Genomic DNA, 7,976 nt, shown 5'->3' with positions numbered 1-7,976 from the left:
CTCAACGTGCTGTATTTGTTACCCTATCCAACCTTCAAAGGTCGCCACGTCTTTTGTGGCATCCGCCAGTCGATCCCTTCCAGCAGCATCGACAACTGCGCGGCGGTCACGCTGACCTTGCCGTCTTTGGCGGCCGGCCAAATAAAGCGACCTTTCTCCAGCCGCTTGGAGAACAGGCACGCACCCTGTTGATCCCACCAGATGACCTTGAGCAGATCACCACGCCGCCCTCGGAACACAAACAGATGGCCGGAATACGGGTCCAATTTCAAAACCTTCTCAGCCTGCGCGGCCAAGGTGTTAAACCCACGCCGCATGTCCGTGACGCCAGCAGCAAGCCAGACGCGCGTGTTGCTTGGTACCGGGATCAAGCTGTCAGACCTTGTACCAGGCTGACCACGGAGGTCAGCGCCGTCGGCCCTTCGACCAGAATGCGCCGACCATCTGACAAAGTAATGTCGACTCGGCTGGCCGACAGAGGGGCAGATGGAGGTGGCAGTGGCACGTCGATTGGCGCTGGTTCGAGGGCAACATCAGCCGCGATCTCAATCGGCAGAAATGTTGCTTCCTGTTCAGGCGCCGCAGCCTCTGGTGTAAAGCGCGGGTCCTTCAGCCATTTGAAAATAAGGTTCGCATTCACCGCATACCGCCGCGCAACCTGTGCCACCGACATCCCCGGCGTCGTTGCCTGCGCGCAAATCTCGCGCTTCTCTTCATCCGCCCAAAACCGCTTCTTCCGCTTGCTCATAGAATGCCTCATAGTGTCCACTATCAATGGTGGACACTTAGCCTCCGCAATTGGTTTGCGTTAGGTCAGGTTCAACGGACGCTCACTCTGGAGTAGACGTTCAACAAAACAGGACCCGACTGGTGCCCGTGAACCAGTACTTTTGATTTCGCGGCTCCTTTCCAATTAAGAGCTTCTCAAGATTTGGTCCCATTTTCAGGGGATACCTCGGCCTCATCCAGATCCAACACCGCGGGGTCGATCATGCGCTTGTCAGCGCTCATCTTGACAGAGTTTCGCATGGCCTTGCTTCGCCGCAGCAAGCGTCGGAAACTTGCCTCGTCGAGCATAAGCAGCGTCGACGGTGCCAATGCCCGCACGTTTACGCGACGCGGCCGTTTCAATAACATGGCCAATTGCCCGAACATTTCACCACGACCCAGCCGCGAGGTGTGCCGGCCGAGTTCCACTTCCACCGCCCCGGAAGCAATGAAGAATACACTCTGGGCGAATTCGTCTTTGGAAATGATGGTATCACCCGCGTTGGCATATCGGGTCCGCAGCGCCCGGCTGAGTTTCCTAAGCGAAGACTTGTCGAGATCGGAAAACAGTGGGAACTGCCTGACCAGATCCCGTCCTTTAAGAGTGATGTCCAACTTCGGACGCCCTTCAGTTAACGTACGTCGTGTCGCCACTTCCTGCATCAAAACAGAATAAAGTTCTTCGCCCACAAGGCCGTCTTCGCGCATGACCGCGTATTCACGTTCTTCAAGGCGCAGCGCGGTTCGCTGGATGAATCGTCGCTCTAACTTTTCGGCATAACCGGGAAATTGCAGTCGCAGGCCTTCAAGCGCCGTCTTAACCGCCTCGGATCGACGCGCCAACACTTCATCCAGCAATTCCGCAACCCGGCGGCCATGGATCCGGCGGATGCGGCCGCGGACGAACCCATCTAGGTCCTGCAGGATCAGACGTTGCATGAGCAATCTTTCGAACCTGTCCGTTGTGATACGCGTGAGTGGGAACGAAATTCGAAGCCGGTTGTGCAGAAACACGGCGATCCGAAAAGATCTGCCGTAAACGACCGACCGATTTGATGCGCGCTGATAGCCGATCCGTCCGCCAGTCCGTGCGCCTTCAATGAGCCGATCCGCATCGGACAAAATCTTCTCACTCAGAACCGATGACATGGTGCGTTCCCGCATCCTGGCCAATACAGAGTCCCGCTCTGCACCGGCCAGCGCAATAAGACCAAGCGTGACCCGGTCACGATCAAGGATCTGCGCGCTGTCCTCGGCGGCCTTTACCGCCTCGTCCAGGCGTTCACTAAACTGTTTGGCTTCGTTCCTGACGATATCGTGCGTCAGGTTATAGTTTTCTGCTGTGCGGGACACGTCCTCGCGAACCGATTGCAAGGCGACGGCGACCACCTGACGCGACAGGGCGGTATCAAGCGGAGAAAGCCTGTCGAGCCCCAGTTTTGTGATCACCATGCGCAAGGTTGTACCCTGAACAATCAGTGTAAACAGGGTAAAGCCAGTGGCCAGAATGCCGACCAGGCGCTTCGTCTCAAGCGGGATGTGTGTGCTTTCGGTGACTGCCAGAGCCAGAGCCAGCGTCACGGCACCACGCAGCCCACCCCACAGTATTGCGGTGCGATAGGGGCGTTCAACAGCGGGCGATAGTCCAATTGCTGTCAGCAATGGTAACAACCCGAACAGAATTGCCGCCCGCGCGAACATGGCGGCCAAAACCACCACAACCAGCAAGCCAAAATCAGACGGCCGCACCTCTTCCAGCAATCGCGGTATCAGCAATGCGGCCAGAATAAAAATCAGCGCGCCGGCCCAGTGTGCCAGAAGGTCCCAAACCTCTTGCAGATTTGTCCAGGCGACCGGTGACAAACGACCGGGGCCTGTGAGGTTGAGCGTAAGCCCCGCAGCCACCACCGCAATGACACCCGAAGCCCCAACGCTTTGTTCTGCAACGATATAGGCAAGGTATGGCAGCGCGATGGAAATGGAAATCTGCGCCATTTCCCAGCGGTCGACAAAAGCCATCGTCCAAACCGCCATGCGCGCCATGAGCCAACCAGTGAGTGCTCCGCCTGCGATCAACAGCGGAAACTGCCCCACGGCTTCACTTAGCAATGGATTGGGTCTTCCGAGCATGACAAAGCTCATGAATAACCCGAACAGAGCCACAGCAGCAGCATCGTTAAGAAGGCTTTCGCCCTCGATTATTCGTGACAGCCTGCGCGGTGCCGAAATCGACCGGAATATACTGACAACTGCCGAGGGATCCGTTGTTGACACAATGGCGCCGATCAACAGGCAGGCGGCCAGCGGCAGCGCACTTGCCCAACTCAGCGCATAGCCAATAGAGAGGGTCGCGACAATCACTGCCACAACGGCCATCATCAGGATGGGCATCCAGTCATCCAGCATCCTGCGCAGGTTCATGCCGAGTGTCGCCTGAAAGAGCAGCGTAGGCAGGAAAACATAGAGGAAGACGTCTGACCGGATCGGCAGATCTATGATCGCCTGCGCCCCCGGGTTCAATGCATCCGTCAGGTCTGTGTCGAGAAAGAACGTCGCGCCAAGCCCGATCACTATCCCCAGGACGGCGAGGATAACGCTGTAAGGCAGGCGCATTCGCGCGGCCAGCGGTTCCGCCACGCCGATGACAACAAAAAGAGAAGTGATGATGGTCGTAACGACGACGATATCCATAGTTTCGTATTACCTGAGAACTCGAGTAAGTGGAATCCACTCTTAAAGCCGGATCAAACACGTGGAATCAATATGCGCACCTTCGCTCGTCCAGTCTGGGCCGCCTACGAATGCAACCTATTGGCACTAGTCTCAATGGCTTCGGCAATAGCCAAGGTACCCGCGAGTTGGACGCCGAGGTACCGGACCTTACTGTCCATTTTGGCGGGGCCTAGCAAGAGCTGGACCGATCTAAGTTTGCCGGTTTTCTTGTAGATTTGGGTGATTTTTGTGCGCCTCATTGAATGGATTCCGTATGTGCTTGCTTCAACGCCGATCGATGAGACCCAGTCTCGAACAATCCGCGCATTTTGACGCGTTGAGATGTGGATTCTGCCAGGCCAAAGATATTCCGAACGGATCATGAGTTCATCTTTCATCCATTTCTGAACAGAGGCACAGGTGCCCTCGGATATCTCGAAGCGCACAGGTCTCTGTGTCTTGCTTTGCAGTAGGGAAGCGCGTTCCTTGATCTGCCCCGATGACATGACATCGACCCCCTTCATCTTCTCCAGATCACAGCTGCGAAGTTTGCTGTCGATGGCCATGTTGCAGAGTGCAAGATCGCGATGGTTGTCAGCAAGCTCAAGGCGAACAGGGATGCTTTGGTTTCAGTGGGCGCTTTTGACCCACGATACGTCCTTTGTTCCAGACTGGGCGAAGTGCGCGAATGGCAGGTAAGTTTGGTGTTTCCATGACTGATCCTCCGATCCGCCATGTCCACCCACAACGACAACCCGACATTGACGCGATCCAATAACACAGGATGCTGCGCAATCGACGAGCGGTGGTTTTGGCGCCGCCCGCGTATTCTTTGGGCCGTGACAACTGAGCGATTACGGTTGCTCCGGTTTGACTAAAACGCCCTCAGCCAATTGCGTACTTCCGCCACGATTCGGTGTATCCGCGCAATCTGCGCCGCGGACCCACCGAAGCCATCATTCTTCTTCTGCCATCCAATGTAACATTAGTCGGAATTGTCCTTTACTCGAGCAGCTTGAAATCTGATCATCAGCATTCTTTGGTGGGCAGGAGGTTAACGTGACAACACCTTGCAAAGACCTCTGACACCGATAGCTTGGCTGTTGTCAGCATGGATTGCGGATCAAGCTGCAAGCCGCCACCGCGCCCCACATCGGAATGGATCACATAGCCTTCATCCCGAAGCGCGCTGATATCGCGCAGCACGGTGCGGCGGGACGCGCCCACCTCATCAGCAAGGGCATCAATAGTGGATGTACCGGTTCGGCGGAGGGTCCGCACAATCGCTTCATGTCTGAGTCGAACATTCATTCTGACAGGGTAGCACAAATAGTGACAAGTTTTGTCACCGGTTTGATCTACACCTGGTCCAGCAACGCAACAAAAAGGAGAATGCGACATGGAGCGGACAGCCGTGAACCCCTGGGAGTGGTCGCTCAAGCTGGGCTACAATCAGGCCGAGGTGATCAAGGGCATGACACATCAGGTCATTTGCGCCGGGCAGACAGCTGTTGACGAGAACGGCGCGCCCCAGCACCCTAACGATATGCGCGCGCAGATCGCCTTGGCCCTGGACAATCTGGAAGCCGTAATCAAAGGCGCCGGCATGGATCTGAGCAATGTCATCAAGTTGGGCGTCTTTGCTACTGATGTGGATGAGGCATTGAAGAATTTCGACCTGCTGGGGATGCGCTTTGGCCCGCATCGGATCGCCCCGCCCATGACCTTGCTGGGTGTCACACGCCTCGCTATCCCCGGATTGCTGTTTGAGATTGAAGCAACCGCAGCGGCATAGGTGAGATCAGGCGCCCCTTATTGCTATCTCTCAAGTGGCCGCTTTGTCTGCAGACTGTTAGTCGACCACCTCCAAATTTTGCGCTTACGGAGAAAGCCTGGTTTGACGGGCGCTCCATGGCATTTGCGCTGCTCGCTGATCCGTTGCCGGCATTGCGCAGAAAGCGGGCTTCGCAATTTCACCGTGGATTGCACAGCCTGCCATAACGATGGTTCCTGAGTTTATGTGATTTGATGACCCTGCCCCGATGGATGCGCTTATAGTGCGATGTCGCGCACTGTCGGTCAAACTTGGGGCGCTTGAAGGCATGAGTCTTTGGAGATTCGTTCGGATTTGGCGGCCCGGTGTAGAATACAAAGCCGATTGGACAAACTTGTTTCCGTGGCCGGACTGGCAACCAACCAGCCGAAAGAGAAGTGAGCGTCAATCGTGAAAAGTTTGCAACAAAGCCCTGCGAACGGGCTCCAGTTGAGAAGCATGTTTTGAGGGTGTGAACCAATTTGCTGAGGATACGATAGACTTCACTCGTCTTCGGATGCCAATGCTCAACCGGTCATTCGGCGTTCTGAAGACAAAGGCCACAACTGCAAATAGCAGCGCGGCAAGGGGTTTCGCAGGCTTCAATCAGAAAAAATTTCAACAGAACGTCGGCCGGGAAACAAATTGTGATTAGAAATTAGACAATTACGGATCATATTTATGGTAGACTAGTATGAACTTAGCGCGCTGGGACGAAGGAGTACGAAACCTAGAGGAACTTTAAAAATGGAGATTTTCGAGCAGTTTGCAGAAGAGTATGGGCGGACAAAGCTCATCGAAATGACATTGCAGGACTATTTGCTGGAATGTCGAGAAGACCCTACGATGCGGGCTACCGCCGCCGAGCGGATGGTCGCCGCGATTGGCGAGCCAGAGCTTATCGATACCAGTCAAGAGGCTCGGCTCAGTCGCATATTTCTTAACCGGACAATCAAGCGATACGAACCCTTCCAGGACATATATGGCGTCGAGGAAACCATCGAACGCATCGTTGGCTTTTTCCGCCATGCCAGCCAGGGTCTCGAGGAACGCAAGCAAATCCTCTATCTGCTGGGGCCGGTCGGCGGGGGCAAGTCAACGCTTGCCGAAATTCTCAAAAACCTGATGGAGCGGCAGCCGATCTATGTGCTGCGGGCAGGTGACGAGATCAGCCCAATCTTTGAATCGCCGCTTGGTCTTTTTGACCGCGAGCGAATGGGGGATCTGCTGGAGAACAAATACAACATTCCCAAACGGCTTTTGAACGGGTTGATTTCGCCTTGGGCCATCAAGCGTTTACAGGAATTCGACGGCGATATTTCCAAATTTTCGGTTGTCAAACTTTATCCGTCCAAACTGCGCCAGATTTGCGTGGCGAAGACTGAACCGGGTGACGAAAACAACCAGGACATTTCTTCGCTTGTTGGGAAGCTCGATATACGCAAGCTCGAAGAATTCAGCCAGAACGATCCAGACGCATATTCCTATTCCGGTGCCCTGAACCGCACCACGCAGGGGCTGATGGAATTCGTGGAGATGTTCAAGGCGCCGATCAAGGTATTGCATCCCTTGCTGACCGCCACGCAGGAGGGGTCGTATGCGGGGACAGAGAACATCGGTGCCTTCCCTTTCCAAGGTGTTATTGTTGCACATTCGAACGAAGCGGAATGGCAGCAGTTCAAAAACAATAAGAACAACGAGGCCTTCCTGGACCGGATCAGCCTGGTCAAAGTCCCCTACTGCTTACGTGCCTCGGATGAAACCAGGATTTACGAGAAGCTGCTTGAGGAAAGCAGTCTGGGCGAATCCCCCTGTGCACCGGAAACGCTGTCAATCCTGAGCCAGTTCAGTGTTCTGACACGATTGAAGGAACACGAAAACTCACCGGCTTTTTCCAAGCTCCGCGTCTATGACGGTGAAACACTGAAGGATACCGATCCCAAAGCACGATCAGTGCAAGAATATCGGGATGAGGCCGGGGTGGACGAGGGGATGACGGGCACATCCACCCGCTTCGCGTTCAAGGTGCTGTCCGAGACCTTCAATCATGACACCGAAGAAGTCGGCGCCGATCCGGTTCATCTGCTCTATGTTCTTGAACAGGCGGTGAAACGCGAACAATTCCCCGATGAGGTTGAAAGCCGATACCTGTCTTTCATGAAGGACGATCTGTCGTCGCGCTATGCGGAATTCATCGGCAATGAGATCCAAAAAGCCTACTTGGAATCCTATTCTGACTTTGGTCAGAACCTTTTCGACAGATACATCGCGTTTGCTGACGCCTGGATCGAAGATCAGGACTTCAAGGACCCGGATACAGGCCAGATCCTCAATCGTAGTGTTCTGGAACAGGAACTTGAAAAGATCGAAAAACCGGCCGGAATTTCCAACCCCAAGGACTTCCGGAACGAAGTGGTCAAATTCGTGCTGCGCGCGCGGGCCAACAATCGCGGTCGTAACCCCGACTGGCGCAAATATGAGAAGCTGAGACGCGTTATCGAAAAGCGCATGTTTGGTCAGATTCAGGATCTGCTGCCGGTCATCAGTTTTGGGGCCAAAAGGGATAAGGAAACTGAAGCCAAGCATAACGAGTTCATCGATCGCATGATCGGTCGCGGGTATACGCGCCGACAGGTCAGGCGCTTGGTTGAATGGTACATGCGGGTCAACAAGGCAGGATGAG

The 7,976-nt window shown here is 54.8% G+C and carries 5 protein-coding genes and 2 pseudogenes; 2 read left to right on the top strand and 5 right to left on the bottom strand.

Going from position 1 to position 7,976, the window contains the following annotated elements:
* Positions 1–23 precede the first annotated feature (23 nt).
* From tnpB to AC2FJC_RS20475, 5 genes and pseudogenes are all read right to left on the bottom strand, one after another.
* Positions 24–371: an IS66 family insertion sequence element accessory protein TnpB gene (tnpB, locus tag AC2FJC_RS20495; protein ID WP_496741194.1), complete on the bottom strand. Its 348-nt coding sequence runs from the start codon at positions 369–371 to the stop codon at positions 24–26.
* A complete protein-coding gene (gene tnpA, locus AC2FJC_RS20490) occupies positions 368–748 on the bottom strand; it encodes an IS66-like element accessory protein TnpA (RefSeq protein ID WP_496741192.1) in 381 nt (126 codons plus the stop codon). The genes tnpB and tnpA overlap by 4 nt, the downstream gene beginning before the upstream one ends.
* Positions 749–924: 176 nt before the next feature.
* Complete coding sequence (locus tag AC2FJC_RS20485; protein ID WP_496741190.1) at positions 925–3,459, bottom strand: cation:proton antiporter; 2,535 nt, start codon at positions 3,457–3,459, stop codon at positions 925–927.
* 104 nt (positions 3,460–3,563) lie between these two features.
* Positions 3,564–4,194 (bottom strand): annotated as a pseudogene (locus tag AC2FJC_RS20480) (tyrosine-type recombinase/integrase).
* Positions 4,195–4,551: 357 nt separating this feature from the next.
* Positions 4,552–4,791, bottom strand: a pseudogene (locus tag AC2FJC_RS20475) (HTH domain-containing protein); the annotation flags it as partial.
* Positions 4,792–4,879: 88 nt separating this feature from the next.
* On the opposite strand from AC2FJC_RS20475, the gene AC2FJC_RS20470 reads away from it, so the two are divergent.
* Complete coding sequence (locus AC2FJC_RS20470) at positions 4,880–5,275, top strand: RidA family protein (protein WP_496741188.1); 396 nt, start codon at positions 4,880–4,882, stop codon at positions 5,273–5,275.
* Between the two features lie 765 nt (positions 5,276–6,040).
* Positions 6,041–7,975, top strand: a complete 1,935-nt coding sequence (locus AC2FJC_RS20465; protein WP_496741187.1) for a PrkA family serine protein kinase — start codon at positions 6,041–6,043, stop codon at positions 7,973–7,975.
* Position 7,976 lies beyond the last annotated feature (1 nt).

This window comes from Ruegeria sp. CDSB117, from assembly GCF_059611005.1.
This window is presented reverse-complemented; position numbering and strand designations above follow the sequence as displayed.

Coding starts and splice junctions, on each gene's coding strand:
- AC2FJC_RS20470 (WP_496741188.1), top strand. CDS start 4,880: ATGGAGCGGACAGCCGTGAACCCCTGGGAGTGGTCGCTCAAGCTGGGC.
- AC2FJC_RS20485 (WP_496741190.1), bottom strand. CDS start 3,459: ATGGATATCGTCGTCGTTACGACCATCATCACTTCTCTTTTTGTTGTC.
- AC2FJC_RS20465 (WP_496741187.1), top strand. CDS start 6,041: ATGGAGATTTTCGAGCAGTTTGCAGAAGAGTATGGGCGGACAAAGCTC.
- tnpA (WP_496741192.1), bottom strand. CDS start 748: ATGAGCAAGCGGAAGAAGCGGTTTTGGGCGGATGAAGAGAAGCGCGAG.